Origin of the sequence: Paenibacillus sp. FSL R7-0272, assembly GCF_037969905.1 — a bacterium.
Taxonomy (GTDB): Bacteria; Bacillota; Bacilli; order Paenibacillales; family Paenibacillaceae; genus Paenibacillus; species Paenibacillus polysaccharolyticus.
This window is the reverse complement of record NZ_CP150221.1, coordinates 1,645,554-1,670,961: the sequence shown is the minus strand read 5'-3', so window position 1 is coordinate 1,670,961 and position 25,408 is coordinate 1,645,554. Positions and strand designations below refer to the sequence as shown.

Below are 25,408 nucleotides of genomic sequence, written 5' to 3'. Positions count from 1 at the left end.
GGTAGTATTGCTAATGCTGTTGACTGTGGGTGTCGGTGGAACCCATGCTAATGGTATGGTCGGTGATATTGATACTTGAGTTAGCACAGTTACTTTGTTCTAAAGTGTGTAGAGGTAAGGTTGGTGTTTGTGTAGTTCGTGCTTGTGGTTACCCTACTCTCGCTGTGATCGCGGTTTTGTTACTGGTGTCAGTGGTGCCCATGCTAATGGTACAGTTGCTCATGTCACGCTTAAGTTAGTGGTGTTGGTGTTGGTGTTGGTGTTGGTGTTGGTGTTGGTGTTGGTGTTGGTGTTGGTGTTGGTGTTGGTGTTGGTGTTGGTGTTGGTGTTGGTGTTGGTGTTGGTGTTGGTGTTGGTGTTGGTGTTGGTGTTGGTGTTGGTGTTGGTACTTTTGTTAGTGTTACCACTCTGCGCCGCTTAGCCTTACTCATTCTCCTGAACGTAACCGTTTCAGCTGCTCCACGGCACTGTCCAGCGCTTTTTTACGCTGTTTCATGGAGCGAAGATGCTGCTGCTCCAACTCTTCAAAATGAATATGATCCAGTTTCGTCCAGTCCAGCACCTGGTTCAGAGGCGGTTTTACGTCGAGCTGTATTTTCTGGCGTTTGCGTGCTACACAACATAGATATTTATGATGAATTTCCAGTTTCAATACTTCAAAATAAGGTAATAAACACATCGCCAGATTACTCGCATAGAACGTCTGTTTATGATCGTAGAAGGGATGGTAACCATACGGAACTGTCACAATGAGTGTACCTTCCTCTACAAGCAGTCGATGGATCTGCAACAGCAGTGTTTCGGGATGCGCAAAATGCTCCAGCACTTCCCCTAGCAGGACAGTGTCAAACGTGGTTCTCGCCTTCCATTGCGTGATATCCAGCATGCGGAAATCGACATGGTTGCGGACGGGCTTGGATTCTTTAGCCAGCTCCTCTTGCGCATAACGGATACTTTCTTCCTCCAAATCCACACCTGTCACCCGAAACCCTTCACGCCCCAGCAAAATAGACGTAATTCCCTGACTGCATCCCACATCCAGAATACGTTTGCCTGTGGTCTCCCGGCACATCCAGTGCACGCGGGTCCTCGTCGCTTCATGAGAATCTTCGGAGTTGATCTGCCCGTAATAACGTTCGTTCACCCGATCATGATTCGCCATAGCCATCTCCCGTTTTCCCGTGCACATTTTTCACATTTTGTTCCGCCCATGCATCGTCTTGGCTTCCATATGATTCACCGTTCTCGTTTTCTGCACTTTCACCCGAGGTAACACTCTCGCGTTTCGTATCTGGATATCTTTCACTGTGTCTTTTTACATCTGCTCCTGCAGAATCTCTCTCTCTCGTGACCCGACCGCTGTTACTATGACCTTGCAATCCTGCCGCTTCATGCTCTGTATCTTGAAAACCCTCTTTCTCCATCCCTTGTTCCTCATGCTCTACATGTGCTGATTGCGCATCCGTTTCCCCACCAGCGCCCTTATCCTGCTCCAAGCTGTGTGCTCTCCCATGGTCATGTCGCTCAGGTTGACCCAGTACAACGATATGGTCTCCGCGGCATCCCGCCGTTGCGTTACGTGTATCAAAAATCAGCGGTGCATGATCCGCCATCTCCTGATAATCAAACGCAGAGTGGTCTGTCGTGATAATCACCAGATCGGCCCATGTCCACAATTCGGGCGAAGCAGGCCGGGACTGGAGCATGGAACCATCGTCTTGACGGAATACGGGCACCATTGGATCGGTGAAAACAACTTCGGCGCCCGCTGCGCTCAGCAGCCGGAAGACGTCGAGCGCAGGGGATTCGCGCAGGTCGTCAATGTCTTTTTTGTACGCCATACCCGCCAGTACAACGCGGGCGCCGCGAATGGAATGGCCGCGTTGCTCCAGCAGGGCTGTTGCACGCTGAACTACGTGCTCTGGCATCTGCCTGTTGGTCGCATCTGCAAGCTCGATGAACCGCAGCTCCGATCCCTGGCGATTGGCTGCCCAAGATAGATAGATCGGATCAATCGGAATACAGTGCCCGCCAATACCCGGTCCAGGATAAAACGGCATGTAGCCAAACGGCTTCGTTGCCGCTGCCTGTAATACTTCCCAGATATCCACGCCCATCTGCTCACAAGCCGGAGTTAACTCATTAACCAGCGCAATGTTTACGCTGCGGAACGTATTTTCAAAAAGTTTGGCTGTCTCGGCAACCGTTGTCGAGCTAACCGGCACGACTTCGTTCAGAAACGAGCCATAAAATTGTTTTCCGTAACTCAGACAGGCGGGAGTCGAACCGCCGATGATTTTAGGCGTATTTTTCACCCCATAATGCACGCTGCCCGGATCGACTCGCTCCGGAGAATAACAGACATGGAAATGCTCACCTGCAGTCCAGCCGCGCGCTGCTTCTACGGGCTGTTTCACATGCTCTTCCGTAGTGCCTGGATACGTGGTGCTCTCCAGAATGACAAGACTGCCCTGCTGAAGATAGGGGGTCATGCCCCCCACGGCTGATGAAATATAAGATATATCCGGCTGGTGTTCATCTGTTAACGGAGTCGGCACACAGATGACAATGACATCCGCACCTGCGACTGCTGCATAATCTGTGCCTGCCGTTAACAAATTCGCCTCCAGCAGCGTTTGAAGCACCTCATCTTCAATGCCGATAATATACGAATGGCCTGCGCGGAGCTTAGCCACTTTGCCTGCATCGATATCAATGCCATGCACCTGGTAACCGGACTGTGCCATCTCAACGGCCATCGGCAGTCCCACGTAACCAAGACCGATGACAACAGCCTTCAGGGAGCGGTCATGAATGCATTGAAGCGTGGTCTGCTGTGGCTTCGGGTAGAGCTGCTTCAATCGTTGCTGTTTCCGGCCACGGGGCTCTGCTGGAGCCTGTGCCTGCTTCTCCTTTTCGTCTTGACGTTTCTCTTCGGGATTCAGGCTGTTCTCACTCATCTCTTCCACCTCCAAACGTTCCGCCTCCCTTCCGTTAGTCGATATATCCTCCGGCACGCAAAAACGTAGCAATCGCCGGTTTGTTCATCATTTCACTGTCAGAGCGATACTGGTCAAACTTCACACGTGGCAGATGATCATAATGTTTCGTAAGACCTTGATCGGCATGCTCCGGCAAAATGACATAATACTGCGCATCGTACTGGCGAGTACGCGGTGCTTCGAATGGAGAGATCAGCACTTCGTGCAGCTTCTCCCCCGGACGGATGCCTGTCACTTTGTAATCGCCTGACGGGCGACCTGCCTGTTCCAGCATGACGGAAGCTAGTTCGGTCATGTTGCAAGCTTTCATTTTCATGACGAAGGTCTCTCCGCCCACCGCCGCTTCCGCTGCTTTGAGCAATAGATGAATGGCCTCGGTACGGGTCAGGAAAAAGCGAGTCATGCCTTCGTCTGTAATGGTCAGGCTTTTGCCTTCGTCAATCTGCCGCCGGAACAAAGGTACAACACTGCCGCTTGTGCCCAGCACGTTGCCGCCGCGGATACATACAAATCGGGTCTTCTCGCTCAGCCAGTTGGCACGAATCATCATTTTTTCGCCCAGTGCTTTGGTCATGCCATATACGTTAATCGGATCGACCGCCTTGTCGGTGGATACGTCAATGACTTTCGGAATCCCCATTCGGATGGCCGCCCGAATAATATTCTGTGTTCCAATCACATTGGTTTTAAATGCTTCATCCGGCTGATCCTCACAGACCGGGACATGCTTCAGCGCTGCCAGATGGAAGAGCACATCTACGCCTTGGCACGCTTCCTCCACTGCCCGGTAATCGCGAATATCTCCAATGATAAAACGCAGACGCGGATCATGATTGAACTCCCGCTGCATTGCAATCTGAGCATACTCGTTCCGAGACAGCAGCCGAATCTCCGCCGGGTTCTGCGCGAGCAGTACCTCCGTTAGCTTCTGACCCCAGGAGCCAGTTCCTCCGGTGACCAGAATCGTTTGTCCTTGAATCATGGATGAATCCCTCCTGTTCAGATCATAAATTCACGTAAAACCTGCGCCATCTCTTCGCGGCTTAAGCGGTCTTTAGGCGGTACTTTTTTGACGGACGTATTGCTGGAATGCACGATATTGACGTAGTTCCGCGGTGCAAGCAGCTCATGTGGCAAGTCGATCACGTTCCCATGCGTTCCTCGGCCGGGAAGTTTGACCCGATATCCAGCGGCATACTCCGCTGTCTTGTAGAGATAGACATAAAATTGAGGGGAGCGGTGAAACGCCGGCGCCATCTCGTTGTTCACACTGTCCCACAGATAACCGTTCTGATTAATCAAAGCCATCGTTTCTGGCTGAGGCTGCACATCATAGAGCTGCTGCACAAATGTTTTGTGATACAGATCGTCCGAATCCAGACGGGCAATATAGATGTTTTCTACGTCTTTGGCAAACTCCAGAATCGCACGTACACTCTCGATATGGGTTCCAAAACGAATATTCGAAGGCAGCGGCTCCTGGCTCGCCAAAATCTCCTGCATCAGCTCCCCGGATTCTTTGGAAAGCTTCACCACTGTCAAGAAATCTTGATTGGTCTGAGCCTTGAGACAATGCAATGTAAATGTGCGAAAAATGGTCATACGGCGCTCCAGCCATTCGCGGGTCAGCCGCTGCGGATCTAACCCGTAGTTATTGAAGTTAATCTCAATCACAACTTTCCTGGACATACCCTTCCTCCTCATGAACGCTGTAAGCCTATATGGCGAGTACAGACGTTTTCATAGTTTTTTTTAGAATGAAATCTCGCATCTACGAAACTCGTTCCTCGCGCTGATCGCTTACACTTCAATTCTCTTAAATGCCAGCACTGTATAACGTATGAACTCCCGAACATTCCGGCACCGACATATGTACTGATTTTCTTATAAATAGATTGATATACACCCCAAGTTATCTCTTGGAGGTCGAACGCACAGATCACGGTTTCTCTCGCGACATAGAATAGAGGAGCTTGATTTTCAAAGGGGGCAGGCATTCGGAATGAAATCTACTTATCTAGAAATGCAAGACGTGCTGGATCAGCTTGAAGCAGCTTTGCAAGAGAAGCGTCCATTCTCACTGGTGCGTGTGGGGGATGGTGAAAATATCGTGATGTCGCAAGAATCCGTATGGCCTATGGAGCAGGTGCTACAAGAGCGTTGGGCAATCAAAGCTAATCTCGGACAAAAGGGGCTGCGGCTTCCCAACCTGAAGATGCGGGACGAAGTCGCTGCTTCGTTGAAAAGAGCCACTATTGTGGGTGTCCTTCCGCGTGGAGACAGCACCATCAAGGCTCCGGATTACCTTAAGCGGCCGCTGACCGATATGATCTTTGCTCACTACGGCATCGCGCCTGCGTTGACCTGTCATGCTTGTGTGAATCGTGAACTTGTGCAAGTACCTCGGTTTTGGCAGATGCTTGCCGGCAAACGTGTGTTGCTTGTAACGCGTGAACTGGATGAGTTACAGGCCGCACTCGTTAAGGAGCCTTATCATCTCGACATCGTAAGTACACTGGCTTTTGACAACTATGATCAGATGGATGAGACCTTGCAATGGATTCAAACGCATCAGGATGACTTTGATGTTGCTCTGTTCTCTTGCGGGGTTAACGCCGTCATTCTTGCAGAACGAACAGCAGCGCTCGCAGGTAAAGTCGCTATCGATTTCGGCAAAGCCAATAACATGATTTTGAAAGGACGCGCCAACTAAGTTGCATCTACAGTATTCAGTTTTTCTCTATGCCCATGATCGATAGCGCTGCTTGTATCTCTACTTCTCCCTTTCCTTCTATATCAAAACCTTTCTAATCTCTCTCTTATAAATCAATGCTCTTACAATCCTGCTTCATCTCAAACTCAAAATCCCCGCCTCGGTAGGCGGGGATTTTGAGTTATATCTTGATTGGAATGATCTTGATTGCCATGTAACTTTAACGGGTACAACAAACGTTACTATAAGATAGTCTCTCTAAAGTCTTTCAAAGCTCCTTTAGTTGGTCGCGGCAATACCGTAAAACATCTCCGGCCCGGTTCGCACAGCTGTGGATACACCGGAGATGAATGACGTATATACATTTTCCAGCGCTGGTGGTGCAGCCAGATCCTGAGCTGTGAACGAATGGAACTCGGCACCGCCATTTTGCCCGACCGTTCCTTCTGCTCGATAGATGATGAAGAACGGATCGTACACAAAACCACGCACTATCTCTACAACAAACGTGTCGCCCAGTTCTCCTGTAACACCCACTGTACCATTCAAGGTAATGATAGGATTAATGACCCCCTGGGTTTGAAGACCGATAGCGCCGAAAGGTTCAGGGGATTCGGACAAAGGTAATCCCGGTGCCCCTACGTATCCCGAGTTCTCCGAGGTTCTCATATCGAGAAACACGCCCATGAAGTAACACCTCCAATGCTATGGGATAACATATTCTATGAAACTGATAACTCTTCGGATTGGATGGTTGGCAGATTTGATGAACCTATTTTTAATTCCGCGCGGTTAATGGTATATTGAACAGCATAACGAAATGAACGGATCGTATGCACACAAAGGGTACATGCTGTTCAGAAGGAGATTGTCATTCATGAATAAACGCAAACGTTCAACAGGCGGTACATCTGCCAAAGGAAAATCATACGGAGGCTCTTCCAAGCCGCGTTCCGGCCGTTTCAACACTTCATCATCCAAACCGAATTCTCCTCGTTCGGGAGAGGATACGAGTAAGGTTTCAGCTTCCCATTCGTCCGTGGCGCCTGCAAAAAACGGTGGCAAAGGAAGCAAACCGGCCAAACCGGCTACGGCATCCAAGCGTCCAGGCAATGCACATTATCGCAAGTCCGAACCGCCACGTCAGTACAAGGTAACCGAGCCGGATGAACTGCTGAATTTCCTGCTGAAGCATATAAAGTCAGGACGTAATGCGGTGAAGTCCATTTTGGGACGTGGACAAGTATCGATCGATGAGAAAGTTGTAACGAAGTTTAACGAACCTCTGCTACCCGGACAGATCGTATCCATCAGCAAAGAAGGGGCTGTAGCCGCTCCTTCTCTGACAGGTATTAACATTTTGCATGAAGACGACGACATCATTGTGATTCGCAAGGAAGCCGGACTCCTATCGATCGCGGCTGACAAAAGTGACGATCTGACCGCTTATCGCCAGCTGATGTCACATGTGCGTCGTACCAACGAACTGAACCGGATTTTCATCGTACATCGTCTGGATCGGGACACCTCGGGTGTGATGATGTTTGCCAAAAGTGAAGAGGTTCAGCAGCAGCTGCAAAACAACTGGAAAGAAAACGTACAGGACCGTGTTTATGTCGCACTAGTTGAAGGCGCGGTAGCTCAGGAAGAAGGTACGATCTCCTCTTGGCTCAAGGAAACCAAAACACTCAAAATGTACTCCAGCCCGCGTCCAAATGACGGACAACATGCGGTTACGCATTACAAACGGCTGAAGTCGAACCGTGAGTTCTCCCTGCTGGAGGTTCGTCTGGAAACGGGTCGTAAAAATCAGATTCGTGTGCATATGGAAGACCTGGGACATCCGATTGCGGGGGATCGTAAATACGGCGCACGTACAAGAGATCTGGGGCGTCTGGGGCTCCATGCACGAGTGTTGTCGTTTATTCATCCAACGACAGGCAAACTGATGACATTCGAAACGGATATTCCGAAGCCATTTCTGTATCCGTTCCGCGGAGAAGCTACACCTGCACAATAACGTGCTCATACGAAGACGGACAACCGACTAAGATGCCGTTCCTCACGGACTCATCGTCCGTCTGAAAGGAGGTTAACACGTTTGCAAAACCTGTTCATCACCGGCTACCGCGCACATGAACTGCAAATTTTTGGTCAGAAGCATGAGGGTATCCCTTACATTAAAAAAGCCATCGCCTCCCGCCTTACACCTCTTGTGGAAGATGGCTTGGAATGGGTGCTTACTCCAGGTCAATACGGTGTCGACCTTTGGGCCTGCGAGGTTGTGTTGGAGCTGAAACAGAGCTATCCACATCTGAAGCTGTCGATTATCACTGCTTTTCAGAACCCAGAGGAACAATGGAAAGAAGACAAGCAGGAGTACTACCGTTCCATTCTGTCTGGAGTGGACTATTATGGTGCAATTAGCAAACAGCCATACATCGGGCCGTGGCAGTTCACCGCACGGGACGATCTGCTGCTGCGTAAAAGCGATGGCTTGCTGCTTGTCTATGACGAAGATGCCGGCGAAGGCAGCCCGCGTTTTGTAAAGGAAAAGGCATTGAAGAAACAACAAAATGAGCATTATCCCATCATTACGGTCACTTCCGAGGATATCCAATCGGTCGCGGAGGAAGAACGCATGAATGATTTTGCTTATGATGGGGACATCCCCTTCTAACTTTGGATGCTGTACGGCAAATTGCTGTGCAGTATTTTTTTGCTATCTTACTGGACTCCGTTTTATTGGACTAGGCCCGGACTGACTCTGTTATCGGACTGCATTTCGGGATCGGTGAGATGTTATACATCAATCTAAGACGATGTTCATCGGTGTTTACGGTGTTTTATAGGAAATTGCCTGCTCGCCCCAAATGGGAAACTCATGTTTTTTTTCGGGCAAGGTTGGGTATAAGTAGTATTAAAACTGCGATTTTTATGTCGTATGGGACAAAGGGGAACTGCAACCATGACTTTAACGCCAGAGCAGCGCATCCAGCTGCACGGGTTCAATAACCTGACCAAGTCACTCAGTTTCAATATGTACGATATCTGTTACACCAAGACCAAAGAAGAACGTGAAGCTTACATTGAATATATCGATGAACAATATAACGCAGACCGACTGACCCATATTTTGAAAAATGTATCGGACATCATCGGCGCACACGTCCTGAATGTCGCACAGCAGGATTATGTGCCGCAGGGCGCAAGTGTAACCATGCTGGTATCGGAAGGCCCGATCGTTGAGATTCCAGAAGAATCCTTCGATGAATCGCCTGGTCCCCTGCCCGATAATGTCGTCATGCAGCTGGATAAAAGTCACATTACAGTGCACACTTATCCCGAATTCCACCCCAGCGAGGGCATCAGCACCTTCCGTGCAGACATCGATGTGTCGACCTGTGGTGAGATTTCACCGCTGAAAGCGTTGAATTACCTGATTCATTCGTTTGATACGGATATTATGATTATGGATTATCGCGTGCGTGGTTTTACAAGGGATACAAGCGGGCGCAAGCTGTTTATTGACCATGAGATCAGTTCGATCCAGAACTATATCCCGGACGAGATCAAAAGCGGGTTCGATATGATTGACGTGAACGTCTATCAGGAGAACATTTTCCACACCAAATGTAAGCTGAAAGAATTCGACCTGGATAATTATTTGTTCGGGTACACCAAGGACAAGCTCAGCAAAGCGGAACAACAGGAGATTACCGAGTGGCTGAAGCTGGAGATGGACGAGATTTATTACGGCAAAAATATAGACCGTTCTTCCTGATTGGACAGACCAGTCAGGAGTGATGTCATCATGAATAAAGACAAGTGATTCTGATCCTGCTGACTTCCTTCACAGAAGCACATATTTGGGTCATATACTTGTCTTTATTGTTGTTTATTTCGGCTGTGACGGTGATCCCAGCCGCCATATGTTACTTTGAACAGATTGACAGTGTGCGCGCGAATTTCTTAAAATAGAGGGAACTGCACTCGGATGCGGTAAAGGAGGAACAGGGTATGATTGAAACGAATACGACCAAGCGTAATGAATCCCTTTTGCAAGCCTTAAACGCCCGACATGCAGCCATAACAAACAACATTGCTAACGCCGATACGCCCAATTACAAAAAAACAACCGTTGAGTTTCAAGATGAGCTTAGACGTATCATCGAGAACGGTAAAACCGGACAACTCCGGATGCAACGCACACATGAGAAACATTTTCCCGTCAGCAATCCGAATGCCTCCATCGTGCAGTACCGAGTGATGCAGAACAACGAAACAGCCATGAATAATAACAACAACAATGTAGATATTGACCGGGAGATGGCTATGCTTTCCGAGAATCAACTCATGTATAACTACATGGCTGATCGAGTCAGCGGACATTACAAAAAAATGAAAAATTTATTGAATGATTTAAAATAAAAGCTTACACCAGCAGCCCTCGTGGCTGTTTTTTTGTGTATGAGGTAAAAATGCCGATGATGAAAGCTAGAATGACAGGTAATAAAACATAAGAGAATATAAGTAATATGCCTGTTCCTGGCGAAGGTTTGTCCCCCGATTCTGTAATAGGAATTGTATAATTATTAATGAGAATAAGAACAATATAGAACGGAATCCATGAGACCGTTGGAATATATTTAAACTTTTCATTATATAACATTCTCTTCGTTATAAAATAGAACAACACCACAAATGAAACCAACAGCAAAATACTAATAATACTTATTAAAAGTGACATTGTGTTGTTTGACCAACCCGTTAATCTTGTGATCCGGTAATAGTTTAGTTGTGGTAGATAGAATACATATAGAAAAATAGCACTTGGAATACTACATAATATTATTTTATTGAACCGATTCATAGTTTCACTCCCACATTATCCCTTTGTATATAATATAAAACAATTTCTCGATCAGCTCTAGTACTTTCAAGTGTAGCGTCTGCAAGCGTTGATCCAAGTTCTCCGCCGACCAATCCACACTGGAAGTTCGGTATTTATTAGGGCTGTAGTATAATGGGATAAGCGAAGAACGTTAGATTATATAAAAAGAGGTGCAACATGACTCGTCAATACAATGCGTTTCAAGGCTCCAAAGTCAGACTCACGGCACCCTGTCCCGAAGACAGCGTGCAAATCGCACATTTTACACAAAACTACGAATATATGCGTAACTTGGATACGGATATTGTTACGCCACAAACATCCGATGAGACCGGATCTTCTTCCGTTCGGAACGGTCAAGATTTCGAATTTGCCCTGCGCACGTTGGAAGACAATCGCTTTCTCGGATTTGTTGCCATCTATCGATTGGAATGGAATAACCGCTCTGCACAACTGGCGATCGGCATTGGTGAAGAACGAGATCGTGGCAAAGGTTATGGCAGTGACGCTCTTGCGTTGATTTTGCGATATGCATTCCATGAGTTAAACCTGAATCGAATTGCTCTTGACGTGATCGAATACAACGAAGCCGCAAGACGGGCATATCTCAAGGCTGGATTCCGCGAGGAAGGCAGACATCGTGCTGCTGTTCTTCGAGACGGTACACAGTACGATCTGATCTCGATGAGCATTCTAGCAACGGATTGGTCTGCTCAGACTGGATATCCCGTTTCGTTTCAGCCAGGGTCTAGTTCGGGTAGTGCAAGTGTTTCCCCTTCGGCAGGCTCTACTACTGTTGGTAGCATGGCGGTCGAGGCCACTCCCCGGATCGGCGTAGGTGCAGTGATCCTTAATGAACGAGATGAAGTGCTCTTGGTTTGGCGTAATCGTGCGCCCGAACAGCACACTTGGAGTATTCCCGGCGGGAAAGTCGATGTGTACGAAACACTGGAGACGGCTGTTATCCGGGAGGTTAAAGAAGAAGTCAATCTGGATATTGTGATCAACGGTCTTCTCTGTACCGCAGAAACGATTCGCCCTGAGCGACAGGAGCATTGGATTTCCGTGCTATACTCCACCAAGGTAGTTAGCGGAGAAGCACGCAATCTGGAAGAAGGCGGAGCTATTGGGGAGATTGGCTGGTTCCCGCTCCATGAGCTACCTTCTCCACTCGCCAGCTTTGCCGTCCCGGCATTGGAAGCAGCGAAGCAGCAATATACACAGAAACATGGCACCGACATCTCACAATGAATAGCTTTACGGGAAATACATTAACGCAACGTAGCGTCCCTTTCATACTGCATGAGTCCAGACACCAGTTCGACTGGAAAGGTCAAGGTGCCCTTTCCCTGAAAACGTTCCGGTACGGAACATCATTATACGAAGCGGGTCATGGACATTTTGCAGTCGATCAGGACAGATATTTGCTTTTGAACGAAGGACAGGAATATCAGCTACATATTGATTCACCTGTTCCTGTCGAATCTTTTTGCATCTTCTTCCCTTCGGGGCTAGTGGAAGAAATCGGTCGGAATATCTCAAGAAGTCACCAGTATCTCTTGGATGAGCCTTATGCCACATCTTCCCTTGGTACACTGGACTGGATGGAACGAACATATCCTATGACCGATCAACTAGGAGCTGCTCTTGAGCGATTGCGCTCCTCCTATGCCTCTCAGGCCGTAGATGTATGGGGACTAGAGGAACAACTCTATCATCTGGGCGTGCACATGCTTGTTTTGCACCGTGAGATTCGGTTGGAAATCGATAGCCTGGATATGGTGAAATCTTCAACCCGAAACGAGATATATCGAAGAATCTATATCGCACACGAGTACATGACAGCCTACTATAATAAACCTATCACGCTTGCGGAGACTGCCTCAGCCGCGCATCTATCCGTGAATCATTTTCTCCGCAGTTATAAAAAGGTATTTGGCATATCGCCACATCAATTTTTGACGGAACGCAGGCTTCAGGCCGCCTGTCAGCTGTTATCCAATTCGGATCTCCCTGTTACAGAAATCTGTTACAACGTCGGTTTTGAGAGCCTTGGCTCGTTCAGCTCCCTTTTCTCCAGACGATTTAAACACTCCCCTGCACAGCATCGGATAAAAAGGTGATTTTCGAGAAGCACTGCCCGTGTGAACGATCTATCATGAAGTTAGCTCCGAACGAGCTTACGCCACATTCCCTGTGTGTACAGATACGAAAGAGGAGGTTTTCACAGATGAAAGACACAGATCAGAATACAAAGCAGCTAGAACCATTGGAACAGTTATTTGAAGCTGCACAGCAGAATAATGCGGAAAAAGTAAAGTCCCTGCTAGCTGTACAACCAGAACTGGCCAACACGGAAAACAAGGATGGATTGACACCGCTGGGATATGCCGCACATTTTGGAAGCACGGAGAGCGTACATGCCCTTATTGAACACGGTGCGGATGTGAATGCGATCTCTCATTCCCTTATCTCCTTCATTCCCTGCAACACAGCGCTACACGCCGCACTCGCTGGAGAGGGTTCAGTGGAAGTGATCAAGCTATTGCTGGAACATGGCGCATCCACGAGCACCCTTGACAGTGATGGACAGCAAGCCCTTCACACGGCTGCCTTTCATACCGATCAGACAGCCATTATAGACTTGCTGCTTGAATATGGAGCCGATGTCAAAGCATCTAACACATCCGGCGAAATCGCACTAGATATTGCGAAGCAACGTGGTCATACCTCTGTCGCTGCTCGTCTGGAGCAAGCGATGGCAAAGCTATCCTAAGCGGGATAGATATAAGCCGCGATAACGCTGTGAATCCTTAATATACTTGGGACTCATGCTACACTTAAGACTCGGCATCGTACCTAGAAGGCTATTCGAGATCATACTTGTAACCGTCAGACTCTTCCTGGAGCCGTAATGCTCATGAGAGGGCTGACGGTTTTTGCTGTATAATGCAACGAAACTTTCTGAAGATCAACATGCACAACATTTTTTTCAAAAAAACAAGAACCGTTTGGCAACTTTCTCTGTCTAATACGAAACAACATCAGCAAAGGAGGAGCCTTGTGACCCCTACCGAACTTACGCGAGCTGCACAAAAAGGGGATGCTGCAGCGTTTGCAGTCTTAATGGAGATGCATCAGAGCCGCCTGTACCGGATCGCCTATGCGTATCTGCATAATGAGGGCGATGCACTGGAAGCGATACAGGAAGCAACCTACCGCGCATACCGCAAACTCAAAAAATTGAAAGAACCTACCTACTTCAGTACATGGCTAATCCGCATCCTTCTGAACTACTGTGCAGATGAACGCAAACGCAAAATCCGGTTCAGTCCCGTGACCGAGATCCGTGAATCCGGCCGCTGGGATCGTCCTGAAGATCCAGACCTTGCCGCTGCGGTAGCTGCACTTGAGCCGGAATACAAACAAATTATTATTCTGAGTTATTTCGAAGGTTTCTCGTTAACTGAAGTCGCTGACATTCTCGAAATTCCGGCAGGCACGGTCAAATCACGACTGCACCGCGCGCTTGGCAAGCTCCGGGATCAACTTGAACCGAAAGGAGAGCTCTTATCATGACCGACGAACAAAATCCGTTCGAAGCTTTGGAGACACGTCTTCAAGCACGCAAAGCCGAATACGATACGATGCCCGTACCGGATACAGCAACTTCCCGAGCTGTACAGGCCGGGATTCAACAAGCTTCCCGTAAACGAAAAACCAGATTACGCTGGCTGACCAGCTCCATCTCCGCAGCAGCCCTGATTTTATTGTTCACTGGCTGTATTCGGGTATCCCCTGCCTTTGCGTCCTTTGTCGAGCAACTGCCTGGAATGGAAGGCGTCGTCAATCTGATCCGGCAAGACAAAGGATTGATGATGGCGATTGATCAGTCCCTGTTGCAAAAAGTCGGGATCACCGACGAGCATAATGGGGGTTCCGTAACCGTGGAAGGCATTATTACTGACGACTCACGCATGGTTATTTTTTACAAGATGAAAGGCATGAAAAATACAGAAAAATTCGACTATGACATCGATTTACTGGATGGAAACGGTAAAGATCTTCCTGTTGGTTTTGGCTATTCTACAATCCACTTTGACTCAGATGATCCAGTGTATGAAAACTATATTGATGTTATTTTTACCGACCAAGCCCCCCCTCCGGATGTGTTAACGGTGGTATTCAAATCGAGAGACAAAGCCAATCCAGGCGTGTGGAAGGTAACGATGCCAGTCGATAAAAATTTAACCAAGGGCATGAAAGAGGTTATCCCTGTAAACGAAACCTTGGTCGTCGATGGACAGCGTATCCAGGTAAAACAGGCGATCATGTATCCAACCCGGTTGGTACTTGACGTACAGATTGACCCAAACAACAGCAAAAAAATCTTTGGTCTCAGCGATTTGCAACTCGTGGATGAACAAGGACGTGCCTGGAGAACCGACACCGCCATTGGGGAGGATACACGTTCCATTTATTTTGAGAGCATGTATTTCTCCAAACCCAAAAAGCTGACCTTACAAGGCTCTGGATTCTCAGGTCTGGATAAAAAAGAGCTTGATTTCAGCCTCGACCTGAAAACACGTGAGATTACGGGAGGCCCTTCCGGTCTTAAGATGCTGGGTAGCAAAGTAGAGGGCAAAAATCTTATTGTTGATTTCTCTGTTCCTGACAGCATGGAAGATAGTTTCGTACTCGGTTTCAGCAAAGTAAAAGACAGTACGGGTAAAACTTATCAAACCCCTGGTGCAAGCTGGAGTCCGGGTTATGGTAAAGATCTGGATTACACCACGGTTTCAATCACCATTGAACATGGTGCAAAATTACAGGGTAAGCTTCAGATGAAAATTGCTACCTATCCGTCAAAAATAAAGTCACCTTTCTCACTCGAAATCCCTGTAAATCCTTGAGGGTCAGGTATGTTACGAAGATGGCCGTGGAGCTCTGCACATGTCATATGTGTAATCACCTTTTGTAGGCAGATGCATACCTTGAAGTAAGAAGCATTTTATTTCGAGGAAGGGTTGTGCATCATGTCCGAATCACCATCCACACCAACCACACGTGTTGTATATCAGGCCAATCAACCGATGCTGCAATCCGTGCAAAATGTGCGGAACATGCTTCATCATACGGTTCGTCAGCATATCGGCAAGAAAGTACAAGTTCAGAACATCGATGGTCAGGTCTGGGAAGGGGTCATTATTAGTGCAGACCGCGGAATTCTGTACCTTCAAGTGACACCAATGCATGGTTATCCTGAACCACGTGCTTTGTTTGGCCCAACGATTCTACCGCTGGTGCTGTATGAATTGCTCGTCATCACCTTGTTAATGTAAGCCAAAAGGGCTTCGTCTCTTTCCTTTCGAGGATTGGGCGAAGCTTTTTATTACATGTCCCGGGATTGCTTATGAGCGTGTGAAATATGATACAATGGTGTCGGTGCCACGCCTTATTTCATATGAAACGGAGTTTGATCCGGTTGGAATACATACGTCATGACCCCTCTTCTCCTGTTGAATCCGAATCGGAGATGCGTAACAAAAGTCAACACCCTGTTACTGAACCGTCTGAGCAATCCCAAGTCATCGCCATCTGTCTGCTTGCCGGGAAAATCATGCTGCAAAGTGGCGGTGAAACGTACCGCGTTGAAGATACGATGAAGCGGATGGCCGCTGCCTTGGGGCTGCCACATTCACATAGTTATGTGGTGCCCACGGGCATCTTTTTCTCGGTGGATGCCACGGAACCCGCGAAGCTGATTCGCATCTCGGAGCGCACAACAGATCTCGATAAAGTATCTGAAGTCAACGCAGTCTCGCGCCGTATCGGACAAGGGCAACTGACCGTTCAGGAAGCCCATGACCTGCTACTGGAGATCGAACGAAAACCTTCTGGTTATTCGTATGCTGTCCAGCTAGGGGCCGCTGCGTTATCCAGTGCCTGCTTTACCATTATGTTCGGCGGAGGCTGGGGGGATTTTCTTCCCGCACTACTCTGCGGCGGAATCGGTTACGCGGCGGTCATTCTTTTTCACCGCTGGGTCCGTGTTAAATTTTTTGCTGAGCTCACAGCTTCCTTTGTCATCGGCATGCTCGCCTTTTTCCTCGTGTATGTGGGTGCAGGCTTTGAGCGGGACAAAATCATTATTGGTTCTGTCATGCCGCTCGTGCCAGGACTGCTCATTACCAATGCCGTGCGCGACCTGATGGCTGGACATCTCGTATCCGGCTTATCCAAGGGTGCCGAGGCTTTTCTGACCGCTTTTGCCATTGGTACAGGTATTGCTGTTGTATTTTCACTTTTGATGTAAGACGGAGGGTTGCAAGAAATGCTCCATTTTATAGGACAAGCTTTAACCAGCTTCATTGCTTCAGCTGCGTTTGGCATTATCTTTAACGCGCCAAGACGGATGCTGCTTCACGGTGGATTTGTCGGTATGATTGGCTGGATTATCTATATTGTGCTGGAGTATGCAGCAGATGCTGTTCCGGCTACCTTGGCTGCAACAATTGCTGTTGGTGTCATCAGTCAGCTATTTTCTCGTATGTTCCGGGCACCTGTTATTATTTTTAGTGTGGCAGGTATCATTCCTCTCGTGCCGGGAGGGCTGGCGTATAATGCGATGCGTAGTTTTGTACAAAATGACTACAGTGCTGCCATGGAGATGGCCGCCAAAGCTCTTATGTTGTCGGGTGCTATCGCCGTAGGACTTGTCCTATCCGAGGTATTAAACCAGATGATTCAGAGCCTTTCCCGTTCAAACCGCATCAAGTCCACCTCCAAATGAACCTCCCAATGGAAGTTGCTACCAAGCAAAAAAAGCCCATGGTCTGCAAGCTGGAGTTTTGACTTAGCTCCGTTCTTGTAGGCTATGGGCTTTCTCTTTTACTTGATAAACGTATTTTTCACACGTACCGACTTCAGAAAATAGGGTATAAAAATACAGCACGTCAGCAGCGAACGAATGATCAGGTTAAAAGCAGGGGTCGCATCCAGCACATGTTCTTCCCTTCCCACCTCGTTCTGAGCGATAAGAATCCAGGTGGCGATACCGATCACCAGATTGACAATGTACTGTATAATCATCAACCGCGGGAAAATCCGCTTTCTTCGGTATAAAAGAACAAGATTCACAACAACGATGACAGACAAAATAACGCTACTAATGAATCCAAACCACAGCAACGGCCTTATGACTTCCGTATACAGCTGCGGGTCGATGCCCCGACCTCCTTCCCATCGTGCCGGATCCATGATCACCGCAACCTGTGAGATATCCGAAAGTAAAAATACCAGTGAAGCCCAAAGACTAATCTGAATTAAAATCAACCAGCCGCCCAAACCCGAAATACCTGGAAGTTCAGGCCTGGTACCACTTTTGGACGAAACCATATCTACATCCTCATCTTGCTTACCGTATGAACGATTCATATTCATGATACCCTCCTTAGAAAAATAGAAGAGCATCTATTATAACTTAATATCTGTATGTTGTGTTATAAAAAGGAGGACATCCTCTTACAGATCGAGCACGAGTATACATTGACCTTCCCGTTTCCTTAGCCCTTTCCTCTATTGGTTGCTACGTTTCATCACCGTTCCGAACAGCTTCGCTGCTGTTCCGCTTCCGGACTTTAAGTAATGTTTCGCATCCGTATAATCGAATCCCATCCACACGACCCCCGTCCATTTCCTTGTATATCCGGCAAACCAGATATCCCGATTTGCTTGCTTGGGCAGATTCGGCAATGCGGCTTGTGTCGTACCCGTTTTGCCAGCCACTTGATCATCAGGCAACTGGGCACGCTTTCCTGTTCCTTGGCTCACGACAAGCTGCAGCATGTTCGTTATTTCTTGAGCCGTTCGCCTCGTGATAACTTGTTTGTTCTCTGAGCGATGGCTATAGATAATTTGTCCTCGGGCATCCGTTATTTCGTGTATAAGGTGTGCACGATTGAATCTCCCCTCATTGGCAAAAACAGCATAGGCTTGTGCAAGCTTGAGCGGCGAGACACCTTGATGCATCCCCCCAAGGGCAACGGACAGATTCATATCTTCATCCTGTAATTGAATTCCTAGTCGCTCAGCGAACCCTTTGGCTTGGTTCAACCCGATCTCGTGTAACAACCAAACCGCAGGCGCATTGATTGATTTTTGCAGCGCCTCCGACAAAGATACCGTACCTCTGTACCTTCCTCCCACATTGCCCGGCTGGTAATTCCCGTAACGTGTAGGTCGGTCAGGAAGCATACTTGATGGCTCGAATTGTCCGGACTCCAATGCAGGGCCATAGACGATGACGGGTTTAAATACGGATCCTGGCTGCCTTGCATCCTTCATAGCACGATTCATATCTCCCTTCACAGGATTTCGTCCACCCATCATTCCTTTCACTTCACCGTTATGTTGATCAAGAATTACCATACTTGCCTGTACCTGTTGAGTTTCTCGGTCATCCGGAAACCAGACATGCTCCGCGAATGTTTCCTCCATTGCCCGCTGCACACTTGCATTCAAGCCCGTTCGAATGGTCCATCCTGCGGAACGAATCTCGTCCTCACCCTTGCCGGTGAGAAGTGAAGCCTCCTGCAAGACTGCATCTAAGGCAGACGTATAGGAAGGCTTCTCCATTTGAGACTTATGTGCCGTTGACAGGCTCGCCATATTTGGAGGAGGCGCTTGGTATTCAACAGCTGCGGCCTCCTGCATCTGTTTGCTCGTAATGATTCCCTGTTCATGCATCATGGAGAGAACGACATTACGTCGCTCTTGGGAAAGATTCTTGTTATCCACCGGATTGTAAATAGACGGCCCCTTGGGAATACCCGCGAGCGTCGCGATCTGCCAGAGTTTTAACCGTTTCAAATCTTCCACACCGAAATAACGCCATGCTGCTGCCTTGACCCCATACTGCTGCCGTCCCATGTAAATCCGGTTCAAATACATTTCCAGGATTTCGTCCTTCGAATACTTCGTTTCCATCTCGATCGCAATGGATAACTCGTTTATTTTACGGATGAAGTTCTTGTTGGCGTTCAGATACAGATTTCTAGCTAGTTGCTGTGTGATCGAACTTCCGCCCTGGCTCCAATTCATATGTAGTATATTTTCTACCATTGCCCTGCCAACACCCATGACGTCTAGACCCGCATGTCGGTAGAAACGCCGATCCTCGGTCACTAAAAAGGCCTGTATTAGCATATCCGGCATTTCTTGCAGATCGGCATACGCCATATATCCTCCGTTTGGTGTCGTCAACCTGATGATCTCTTGTCCAGCCTCATCCAGAATGACGGTTGATGACACTTGCTGCATAACTTCCGGTTGATGATGAATCACCATTTTTCCATACGAAAACAAATAGATGTACAGTAGCACCAGTAGAACCGCTACAATAACAGCAACATCGTACAATCGATATATGGAACGTTTCATCTTCACATTTAACATGATGGTTCCTCTGATTTAACCTTCATTTCAGAGCAATCTTTATTCGCTGTAAGCGCCGCAATCGCATTGATCTGATCACTCAATTGCCGCAGCTCACCACCGCTCAGGATTTGAATGGGTGCAGGATTCCGGCCATTAGCAAGTTCATTAGTTCCCCGCACAAGAGCTTGCATGTCTTCGCTTATTTTCTGAGAACGAATCCAGAAAAATAAAAGAAACAAACCTCCGCCCATAAGCAACCCGATCGGTTTCTTTCCTATATGATTGATACTCCAATGTACTAGGTCGGTAAACCAGACAGCTTCATGGAACATCAAACGATAAGCTAATCTCATGATCTGGTACATAACAAAAAGAAGCACGATGCTGAGAACCGCGCTTGCTCCGCAAATATAGATATATTTCATTCGAACGGTGTTAAATCTTGAACTCATCTTCGGTACCCTCCTCATACTTCGAACAGATTGATAGAGGTAGCATACCGAATAGTTCTTAAAGAAGCGTTGTTAACTTCTTATCAAATTCTTAATTTACATATCCAAAGCTTAATATGAGAGGTATGATATGAACATTCTACTCTTCCTACTCTTCCTACTCTTCCAATGGCGTATGGACGGGTGGTTTTATGGCCGGAAAACGGGTAACAAAATCCGTCCGGCCCTGATCGCTATAAGCGGCAATCTGCCCCTGATGCAGTTCTATCATGGATTTGGCAATGGCAAGTCCCAATCCCGTGCCTCCTGTATCACGAGAACGTGATTTATCTATCCGATAGAAACGTTCAAACAGATGTGGCAAGTCCTGAGCGGGAATCGGTTCCCCGTAATTACTAATACGCACCACAGCTTCTCCCCCTTCAAGAACAAGGCCAATTTCCATTACTTTGCCCTTGGCGCCATATCGAATCGCATTGCTGAACAAGTTTTCATAGGCTCTAACGAGTTCTCCCGGAGCAGCCTGAATCCATAATGGATCTTGTCCTCCAACGATCGTATAGGTCATGCCTGCTTCTTCAAGCATTGGAGCAAATTCTTCGGCGAGTTGCATGAGGAATGGAGTCAGATTCAGTGGTCTTAAAGACAACGGAAGGCTTCCGCCGCTGACCCGAGTATATTCAAACAAATCATCAATGAGTTTACGCAACGTCAGGGATTTCTCGTAAGCGATACTGACGTAATAACGCATTTCTAATTCATCCTGATAACGATCCTTCTCGATATACTCCAAAAATCCAAGAATCGAGGTTAAGGGTGTCCTCAAATCATGCGAGATGCCTGTAATCAGATCATTTTTGGCTGCAACGGCACTCCGTTCTTCCTGAAGAGATCGCTGGAGTTGTTCCGCCATCTGATTGATGCTCGCCGCAACCACACCAAACTCATCCGAAGTCTTCACCGCAATCCGATGTGACAGTTCTCCTTTGGCTACTTCCTGAATACCCGCCGTGATCTCATCCAGCACAACCATCACTTTGCGGGTGAACAGAAAGAAAAACAGCACAAAACTGATGATTCCTACAGCAATCATCAGTGGAACAGAGCCAATATGATTCACTAGCCAGCGAACCACTTGCCCCGGAATCGTATAATTCGGATATTGCTGATTCTTCAGAATCGTCTCGCCCACTTTACCTGCTCCATACAATATCACCGCAGTCAAAATGCCACTTAATATAAATGCGTAAATAAACTTCCAGCGTACCGTATTAATCCATTTCGAATTCATGGTAGAAACTCCCTGCTTGTGACGTACAACCTAAATCGGTTTAATCATCTTATATCCGACACCCCATACGGTCTGAATGAACTTCGGATGTTTACTATCGTGCTCAATCTTCTCACGAAGTTTACGAATATGCACCATAACCGTGTTGTTAGACTCCATGAATTCTTCTTTCCAGACTTGGCGGTAAATCTGTTCCATACTAAGTACCGATCCTTGATGCCTTGCGAGCAGTTCAAGCACTGCAAATTCCCGGGGTGTAAGATGCACAGGTTTGTCATCCAGCCACACTTCATGTGTGTCTGTATTAATAATCAGATCATCAATGATCCATTCATGCTCCTTGCTTTCCCTGCCCTCATTAAATGTATGGTACCTGCGAAGCTGGGATTTCGCTCTCGCCACAAGCTCAAGCGGATTGAACGGCTTGGTTAAATAATCATCAGCGCCAATGCTTAAACCCGTTATTTTATCGATATCCGTACTTTTTGCAGACAGCATTATAATTGGCATTTTCTGCTCTTCGCGAATTTTCATGCAGGCTTCGATTCCGTCCATATTGGGCATCATGACGTCCAGAATAATGAGATCAATGTCTTCCGTCTTAAGCACCTCTAGAGCCTGTATTCCGTCATTCGCAGTAAAAATCCGGTACCCTTCATTGCCAAAATAAATTTCCATCAGTTTAATAATATCCTGCTCATCATCGACAAGCAGTATGGATGCTGGTTGTGCCACGGCATTTTTCCTTTCTGCTTCACAAATGCTACATCGGTTAACCCAACTACTAATGCAATCTATCTGTTCACAGTATACCACCTTGGAATCATACTACGGAAATCATCATGATCATTCCGCACACGTTCAATCTTCATCATCATCTGCTCGGTCTCCTCTGGCTTCACGTTCTGAATCCATACCACGGAAGATATCAGCGCCATGGCCATATACAGAGAGTACATCTTCCAGAAACCCTCATCCGGTTCATGCCCATCAAAATATCCATGTATCTGCCCAATCGAGTATGGAATGCTGATCTCTGTAGCAAATAACCCCAGCTTCAAAAACTCATGCACAGGGTCGCCCTGATCTGCCCGGTTAAAATCAATGACTCCAGCCAGTTCACCCTTGTTTACTATCAGATTAGCTGGATGAAAATCATCATGCTGAAAACAATCGGGACGGTCTTTCATCCATTCCAAATGTTCTTCAATAAAATTCAGAATATGCTGATCACTTTCCATCACAACAGGGCACGCGTTGTATCGATCCACGTACCGCCGATGCTTCTTACTTTTCCGTATGTACCAGGACTCGGCCTGCTTCTCTACAGCTAACTGATGAATGCGCTCTAACTCTGCACCTGCTTTCAGGCCGATGGAATACTGCTGCTGCTCACTCATCGAAGGCAATACCTCGGAAGCATCTTCACCCTCAAGATAACTCAAAATCATATATCCATTGTTCTCATCCAACCTTCCAACGCCAAGCGGTGTAGAGCATAGAACCCCCATCTCTCTTAACGCTGCCAAAACATGAGTCTCTTGTCGCTTGTCATCCATATCACGACAAGGAAAGATTCGCAGCAACATATTTCTTTGATCAGGAACAACGACTTTGAACTTATGATCCAGGGAATATCCTCGGGATATACGTTCAACCTGTAGAGCATTTCGAAGTTCAGGAATCCTTGTCACAATCTCCAGCATGCCGCTCTCACTCGAAGATGAATTCTGGTTATCCATAAATTCTACCAACTTAACCCCTCCATTATTAGATGTAAGTCACAAGTCGGCTTATATCAAAGAATACCTGCATAAATTTATGTACTGTCCCTTGTATCCCGGTTAATGCTCTTCATACCTTTACCCAATATGTATTGATGATATGTATTCGTTTAGGCAAACATCGCCGTCTTGGGTTCTCTTCCCGTCAAGGTTAACATCGTATAGAGTTGTCCCCTGTGATGGTACATATGCCCCATCATTTCAAGTAACCATTCCAGACGGCTATAGGAAGCACCCCAATAGGATGTTGTTATATGAAGCAATTCTTCCGTCGTAAACTGCATGTAACGCTGGTAGAGGAAGTTCCGGTTCTCTATGAGAGAATCCTTGATCTGGTTCACAGAACACACGCGGTTCTCTTGATAAAATCGAGTCATTTCCTCTTCTGATGCACCTTCGGATATGTACAGATCTGCGCGACAGACTAACGCTAGATGCGAAAGTAACTCCCTTATAGAACGCTTGCCCTCAATCGGAGTCAGGTCCAAATCTTCTTCACTTAACTGATCGCAAATATCAACTAATGATGCAACCGCCGTATCAATATGTTTGAATGCAGACTGAATCAATATTATCACTTCCTTTTCATTCCATTATATAGAACATATGATCTCATTTCAACCTATGTACTTCCTTTAACTATTTAAACACGCTGGCGCCTCTGATTAACATATGCGCACAAAAAAAAGCCCCTCCTCCTCTTATAAACGGGGATTCAGGGCATTTTGTTACAGCTATTGAATAAATATTCACCTAATTTATGGAATGGCAGTAGGCCTGGGTATAAAAATGAACTAAAACTTAACTGGAATAAATCGAACAACATGTATGATCAAATTGCTCAGCCTCCAGGTCAGTACCTCGAATGAAGAACTGTAATTCACCGCAATCCAACCACTGAAAACCGATAGCATCATTCGTATCTATTTTTAACAGCAGCAGTGTGTCCGATAATTCCTCCCACGTGCGCTCCTCATCCCCATCGTAATGCGCGGTCAGCTTCTTCACACATTCCTGCTCACTGCCGGTGTGTGCCTCACCCAGCTCAATATAACTCAACGCCCGGTGTTCTGCATCGGGATGCTGCCCATCGGGGTAACCAAACATACCGCCCCAATTCAGCGGGCTTGGGTGATTCCAGTCTGATTCGAATTCCAAATAACGGTCTAGCCAACGGCCTCCGAGAGCTCCCTCTGGATTGGAAACTGCCTCTGAGGCTTTCCCCTGTTCATCCAACGCCGCAGCATCTATGTACGCATATGTAGGAAGCTCAAGGTTAGGCAAGACGGTAACCGAATGCGCTATCGTAGGTTCTCCCCCCAGAGCAGTGGCCCCGTCCGGTTCGCGTTTTACAAGATTATATGTAGATGGTTCATAGATCACTCGATGTTCAATCGGATAAGCTGCATCCACACTGCCAATAAAAAAGTACAACATGCCCCGCTCCGGCAACGTTCCGCGCCCGTCATTCGGTGTATACGGAGACAAATCCACCATATTCAGCTGGGCCAGAAAAGTCATTGGCACCCCGTCCTTCGTAAGCGGCCAGTCCAGATCATCCGGCAGATCAGGATGTCCGCCAACACGCGAATTTCCTGTTCTGCGATATTCATCCGTTGTGGACACATCCAGGCGAATACCCCAGCGCCCAGCATCCAGCACCAGATCGGCAACAGCACCGAGACCGTATTCTTCTTCGAGGGTTTTACGTGCTTTTCTAGTCAGACGTTCACATTGTTCCGGCTTAATCATATAGATCCTCCCTTTTTGACGTTACACCTATGCTGAGACTTATTCACGTTCACACCTGTATATTCTTCCGCCTTGTCTTTTT

General features: G+C 47.3%; 27 protein-coding genes and 1 pseudogene. 14 read left to right on the top strand and 14 right to left on the bottom strand.

What is annotated here, in order from left to right; translation table 11 throughout:
- Positions 1–230 precede the first annotated feature (230 nt).
- The 5 genes from MKY23_RS07250 to MKY23_RS07230 are packed head-to-tail and all read right to left on the bottom strand — an operon-like array spanning position 231 to position 4,691.
- A complete protein-coding gene (locus tag MKY23_RS07250; protein ID WP_339836696.1) occupies positions 231–431 on the bottom strand; it encodes a hypothetical protein in 201 nt (66 codons plus the stop codon).
- On the bottom strand, positions 428–1,168 hold the full coding sequence (locus MKY23_RS07245; RefSeq protein ID WP_339836693.1) for a methyltransferase domain-containing protein: 741 nt from the start codon (positions 1,166–1,168) through the stop codon (positions 428–430). The genes MKY23_RS07250 and MKY23_RS07245 overlap by 4 nt, the downstream gene beginning before the upstream one ends.
- Entirely contained in the window at positions 1,149–2,960 is a 1,812-nt protein-coding gene (locus MKY23_RS07240; protein WP_260510696.1) for a nucleotide sugar dehydrogenase, read from the bottom strand. The genes MKY23_RS07245 and MKY23_RS07240 overlap by 20 nt, the downstream gene beginning before the upstream one ends.
- 34 nt (positions 2,961–2,994) lie before the next feature.
- The gene (locus tag MKY23_RS07235; RefSeq protein WP_090917931.1) at positions 2,995–3,984 is read right to left on the bottom strand and encodes a polysaccharide biosynthesis protein; all 990 of its coding nucleotides are present in this window, start codon (positions 3,982–3,984) and stop codon (positions 2,995–2,997) included.
- Between the two features lie 17 nt (positions 3,985–4,001).
- The gene (locus MKY23_RS07230) at positions 4,002–4,691 is read right to left on the bottom strand and encodes a glycosyltransferase (RefSeq protein ID WP_111268253.1); all 690 of its coding nucleotides are present in this window, start codon (positions 4,689–4,691) and stop codon (positions 4,002–4,004) included.
- 313 nt (positions 4,692–5,004) lie between these two features.
- On the opposite strand from MKY23_RS07230, the gene MKY23_RS07225 reads away from it, so the two are divergent.
- Positions 5,005–5,715, top strand: coding sequence for a GT-D fold domain-containing glycosyltransferase (locus tag MKY23_RS07225; RefSeq protein ID WP_221787193.1), 711 nt, complete (start codon positions 5,005–5,007; stop codon positions 5,713–5,715).
- 279 nt (positions 5,716–5,994) lie between these two features.
- Here MKY23_RS07225 and MKY23_RS07220 read toward each other — a convergent pair whose 3' ends face one another.
- The gene (locus tag MKY23_RS07220) at positions 5,995–6,402 is read right to left on the bottom strand and encodes a hypothetical protein (protein ID WP_090917938.1); all 408 of its coding nucleotides are present in this window, start codon (positions 6,400–6,402) and stop codon (positions 5,995–5,997) included.
- A gap of 190 nt (positions 6,403–6,592) precedes the next feature.
- On the opposite strand from MKY23_RS07220, the gene MKY23_RS07215 reads away from it, so the two are divergent.
- The 13 genes and pseudogenes from MKY23_RS07215 to MKY23_RS07155 all read left to right on the top strand — a co-directional run bounded on the left by MKY23_RS07215 (position 6,593) and on the right by MKY23_RS07155 (position 17,402).
- The gene (locus tag MKY23_RS07215) at positions 6,593–7,735 is read left to right on the top strand and encodes an RluA family pseudouridine synthase (protein ID WP_339836679.1); all 1,143 of its coding nucleotides are present in this window, start codon (positions 6,593–6,595) and stop codon (positions 7,733–7,735) included.
- A gap of 81 nt (positions 7,736–7,816) precedes the next feature.
- Positions 7,817–8,395, top strand: coding sequence for a DUF1273 domain-containing protein (locus MKY23_RS07210; RefSeq protein WP_154887296.1), 579 nt, complete (start codon positions 7,817–7,819; stop codon positions 8,393–8,395).
- 288 nt (positions 8,396–8,683) lie between these two features.
- Complete coding sequence (gene speD, locus MKY23_RS07205) at positions 8,684–9,499, top strand: adenosylmethionine decarboxylase (RefSeq protein WP_090917942.1); 816 nt, start codon at positions 8,684–8,686, stop codon at positions 9,497–9,499.
- 236 nt (positions 9,500–9,735) lie between these two features.
- Positions 9,736–10,146 (top strand): flagellar basal body rod protein FlgB, encoded by a 411-nt coding sequence (gene flgB, locus MKY23_RS07200; RefSeq protein ID WP_090917944.1) that lies wholly within the window; start codon positions 9,736–9,738, stop codon positions 10,144–10,146.
- Positions 10,147–10,786: 640 nt separating this feature from the next.
- Positions 10,787–11,272 (top strand): annotated as a pseudogene (locus MKY23_RS07195) (GNAT family N-acetyltransferase); the annotation flags it as partial.
- Between the two features lie 141 nt (positions 11,273–11,413).
- Positions 11,414–11,860, top strand: a complete 447-nt coding sequence (locus MKY23_RS07190) for an NUDIX domain-containing protein (protein ID WP_339839307.1) — start codon at positions 11,414–11,416, stop codon at positions 11,858–11,860.
- Positions 11,857–12,732, top strand: a complete 876-nt coding sequence (locus MKY23_RS07185; protein WP_339836673.1) for an AraC family transcriptional regulator — start codon at positions 11,857–11,859, stop codon at positions 12,730–12,732. The genes MKY23_RS07190 and MKY23_RS07185 overlap by 4 nt, the downstream gene beginning before the upstream one ends.
- A gap of 107 nt (positions 12,733–12,839) precedes the next feature.
- Positions 12,840–13,385: an ankyrin repeat domain-containing protein gene (locus tag MKY23_RS07180; protein ID WP_339836670.1), complete on the top strand. Its 546-nt coding sequence runs from the start codon at positions 12,840–12,842 to the stop codon at positions 13,383–13,385.
- Positions 13,386–13,672: 287 nt separating this feature from the next.
- A complete protein-coding gene (locus MKY23_RS07175; RefSeq protein ID WP_339836666.1) occupies positions 13,673–14,188 on the top strand; it encodes a sigma-70 family RNA polymerase sigma factor in 516 nt (171 codons plus the stop codon).
- Positions 14,185–15,522, top strand: a complete 1,338-nt coding sequence (locus MKY23_RS07170; RefSeq protein WP_339836663.1) for a DUF4179 domain-containing protein — start codon at positions 14,185–14,187, stop codon at positions 15,520–15,522. Before MKY23_RS07175 ends, MKY23_RS07170 begins: the two co-directional genes overlap by 4 nt.
- A gap of 123 nt (positions 15,523–15,645) precedes the next feature.
- Entirely contained in the window at positions 15,646–15,951 is a 306-nt protein-coding gene (locus tag MKY23_RS07165) for a hypothetical protein (protein ID WP_090917955.1), read from the top strand.
- 194 nt (positions 15,952–16,145) lie between these two features.
- Positions 16,146–16,925, top strand: coding sequence for a threonine/serine exporter family protein (locus tag MKY23_RS07160; protein WP_311280935.1), 780 nt, complete (start codon positions 16,146–16,148; stop codon positions 16,923–16,925).
- An 18-nt stretch (positions 16,926–16,943) separates the two neighbouring features.
- Complete coding sequence (locus MKY23_RS07155) at positions 16,944–17,402, top strand: threonine/serine exporter family protein (RefSeq protein ID WP_090917956.1); 459 nt, start codon at positions 16,944–16,946, stop codon at positions 17,400–17,402.
- A gap of 98 nt (positions 17,403–17,500) precedes the next feature.
- Here MKY23_RS07155 and MKY23_RS07150 read toward each other — a convergent pair whose 3' ends face one another.
- The 8 genes from MKY23_RS07150 to MKY23_RS07115 all read right to left on the bottom strand — a co-directional run bounded on the left by MKY23_RS07150 (position 17,501) and on the right by MKY23_RS07115 (position 25,326).
- Complete coding sequence (locus MKY23_RS07150) at positions 17,501–18,052, bottom strand: DUF2569 family protein (protein ID WP_339836656.1); 552 nt, start codon at positions 18,050–18,052, stop codon at positions 17,501–17,503.
- A gap of 135 nt (positions 18,053–18,187) precedes the next feature.
- Positions 18,188–20,050, bottom strand: a complete 1,863-nt coding sequence (locus tag MKY23_RS07145; protein ID WP_339836653.1) for a PBP1A family penicillin-binding protein — start codon at positions 20,048–20,050, stop codon at positions 18,188–18,190.
- 8 nt (positions 20,051–20,058) lie between these two features.
- On the bottom strand, positions 20,059–20,499 hold the full coding sequence (locus tag MKY23_RS07140) for a hypothetical protein (RefSeq protein WP_339836650.1): 441 nt from the start codon (positions 20,497–20,499) through the stop codon (positions 20,059–20,061).
- Positions 20,500–20,656: 157 nt separating this feature from the next.
- The gene (locus MKY23_RS07135) at positions 20,657–21,790 is read right to left on the bottom strand and encodes a HAMP domain-containing sensor histidine kinase (RefSeq protein WP_339836647.1); all 1,134 of its coding nucleotides are present in this window, start codon (positions 21,788–21,790) and stop codon (positions 20,657–20,659) included.
- Between the two features lie 30 nt (positions 21,791–21,820).
- On the bottom strand, positions 21,821–22,525 hold the full coding sequence (locus MKY23_RS07130) for a response regulator transcription factor (protein WP_090917965.1): 705 nt from the start codon (positions 22,523–22,525) through the stop codon (positions 21,821–21,823).
- A 59-nt stretch (positions 22,526–22,584) separates the two neighbouring features.
- Complete coding sequence (locus MKY23_RS07125) at positions 22,585–23,544, bottom strand: aminoglycoside phosphotransferase family protein (protein ID WP_339836643.1); 960 nt, start codon at positions 23,542–23,544, stop codon at positions 22,585–22,587.
- Positions 23,545–23,684: 140 nt separating this feature from the next.
- Positions 23,685–24,143: a DinB family protein gene (locus MKY23_RS07120; RefSeq protein WP_339836640.1), complete on the bottom strand. Its 459-nt coding sequence runs from the start codon at positions 24,141–24,143 to the stop codon at positions 23,685–23,687.
- A 232-nt stretch (positions 24,144–24,375) separates the two neighbouring features.
- On the bottom strand, positions 24,376–25,326 hold the full coding sequence (locus MKY23_RS07115) for a YwqG family protein (protein WP_339836637.1): 951 nt from the start codon (positions 25,324–25,326) through the stop codon (positions 24,376–24,378).
- Between the last annotated feature and the right edge of the window lie 82 nt (positions 25,327–25,408).

Bases quoted from the DNA above. Each gene is read 5' to 3' on its own strand.
- MKY23_RS07250 (WP_339836696.1), bottom strand. From the start codon at position 431: ATGAGTAAGGCTAAGCGGCGCAGAGTGGTAACACTAACAAAAGTACCA.
- MKY23_RS07245 (WP_339836693.1), bottom strand. From the start codon at position 1,168: ATGGCTATGGCGAATCATGATCGGGTGAACGAACGTTATTACGGGCAG.
- MKY23_RS07240 (WP_260510696.1), bottom strand. From the start codon at position 2,960: ATGAGTGAGAACAGCCTGAATCCCGAAGAGAAACGTCAAGACGAAAAG.
- MKY23_RS07235 (WP_090917931.1), bottom strand. From the start codon at position 3,984: ATGATTCAAGGACAAACGATTCTGGTCACCGGAGGAACTGGCTCCTGG.
- MKY23_RS07230 (WP_111268253.1), bottom strand. From the start codon at position 4,691: ATGTCCAGGAAAGTTGTGATTGAGATTAACTTCAATAACTACGGGTTA.
- MKY23_RS07225 (WP_221787193.1), top strand. From the start codon at position 5,005: ATGAAATCTACTTATCTAGAAATGCAAGACGTGCTGGATCAGCTTGAA.
- MKY23_RS07220 (WP_090917938.1), bottom strand. From the start codon at position 6,402: ATGGGCGTGTTTCTCGATATGAGAACCTCGGAGAACTCGGGATACGTA.
- MKY23_RS07215 (WP_339836679.1), top strand. From the start codon at position 6,593: ATGAATAAACGCAAACGTTCAACAGGCGGTACATCTGCCAAAGGAAAA.
- speD (WP_090917942.1), top strand. From the start codon at position 8,684: ATGACTTTAACGCCAGAGCAGCGCATCCAGCTGCACGGGTTCAATAAC.
- flgB (WP_090917944.1), top strand. From the start codon at position 9,736: ATGATTGAAACGAATACGACCAAGCGTAATGAATCCCTTTTGCAAGCC.
- MKY23_RS07190 (WP_339839307.1), top strand. From the start codon at position 11,414: ATGGCGGTCGAGGCCACTCCCCGGATCGGCGTAGGTGCAGTGATCCTT.
- MKY23_RS07185 (WP_339836673.1), top strand. From the start codon at position 11,857: ATGAATAGCTTTACGGGAAATACATTAACGCAACGTAGCGTCCCTTTC.
- MKY23_RS07180 (WP_339836670.1), top strand. From the start codon at position 12,840: ATGAAAGACACAGATCAGAATACAAAGCAGCTAGAACCATTGGAACAG.
- MKY23_RS07170 (WP_339836663.1), top strand. From the start codon at position 14,185: ATGACCGACGAACAAAATCCGTTCGAAGCTTTGGAGACACGTCTTCAA.
- MKY23_RS07165 (WP_090917955.1), top strand. From the start codon at position 15,646: ATGTCCGAATCACCATCCACACCAACCACACGTGTTGTATATCAGGCC.
- MKY23_RS07160 (WP_311280935.1), top strand. From the start codon at position 16,146: ATGCGTAACAAAAGTCAACACCCTGTTACTGAACCGTCTGAGCAATCC.
- MKY23_RS07155 (WP_090917956.1), top strand. From the start codon at position 16,944: ATGCTCCATTTTATAGGACAAGCTTTAACCAGCTTCATTGCTTCAGCT.
- MKY23_RS07150 (WP_339836656.1), bottom strand. From the start codon at position 18,052: ATGAATATGAATCGTTCATACGGTAAGCAAGATGAGGATGTAGATATG.
- MKY23_RS07145 (WP_339836653.1), bottom strand. From the start codon at position 20,050: ATGAAACGTTCCATATATCGATTGTACGATGTTGCTGTTATTGTAGCG.
- MKY23_RS07140 (WP_339836650.1), bottom strand. From the start codon at position 20,499: ATGAGTTCAAGATTTAACACCGTTCGAATGAAATATATCTATATTTGC.
- MKY23_RS07135 (WP_339836647.1), bottom strand. From the start codon at position 21,790: ATGAATTCGAAATGGATTAATACGGTACGCTGGAAGTTTATTTACGCA.
- MKY23_RS07115 (WP_339836637.1), bottom strand. From the start codon at position 25,326: ATGATTAAGCCGGAACAATGTGAACGTCTGACTAGAAAAGCACGTAAA.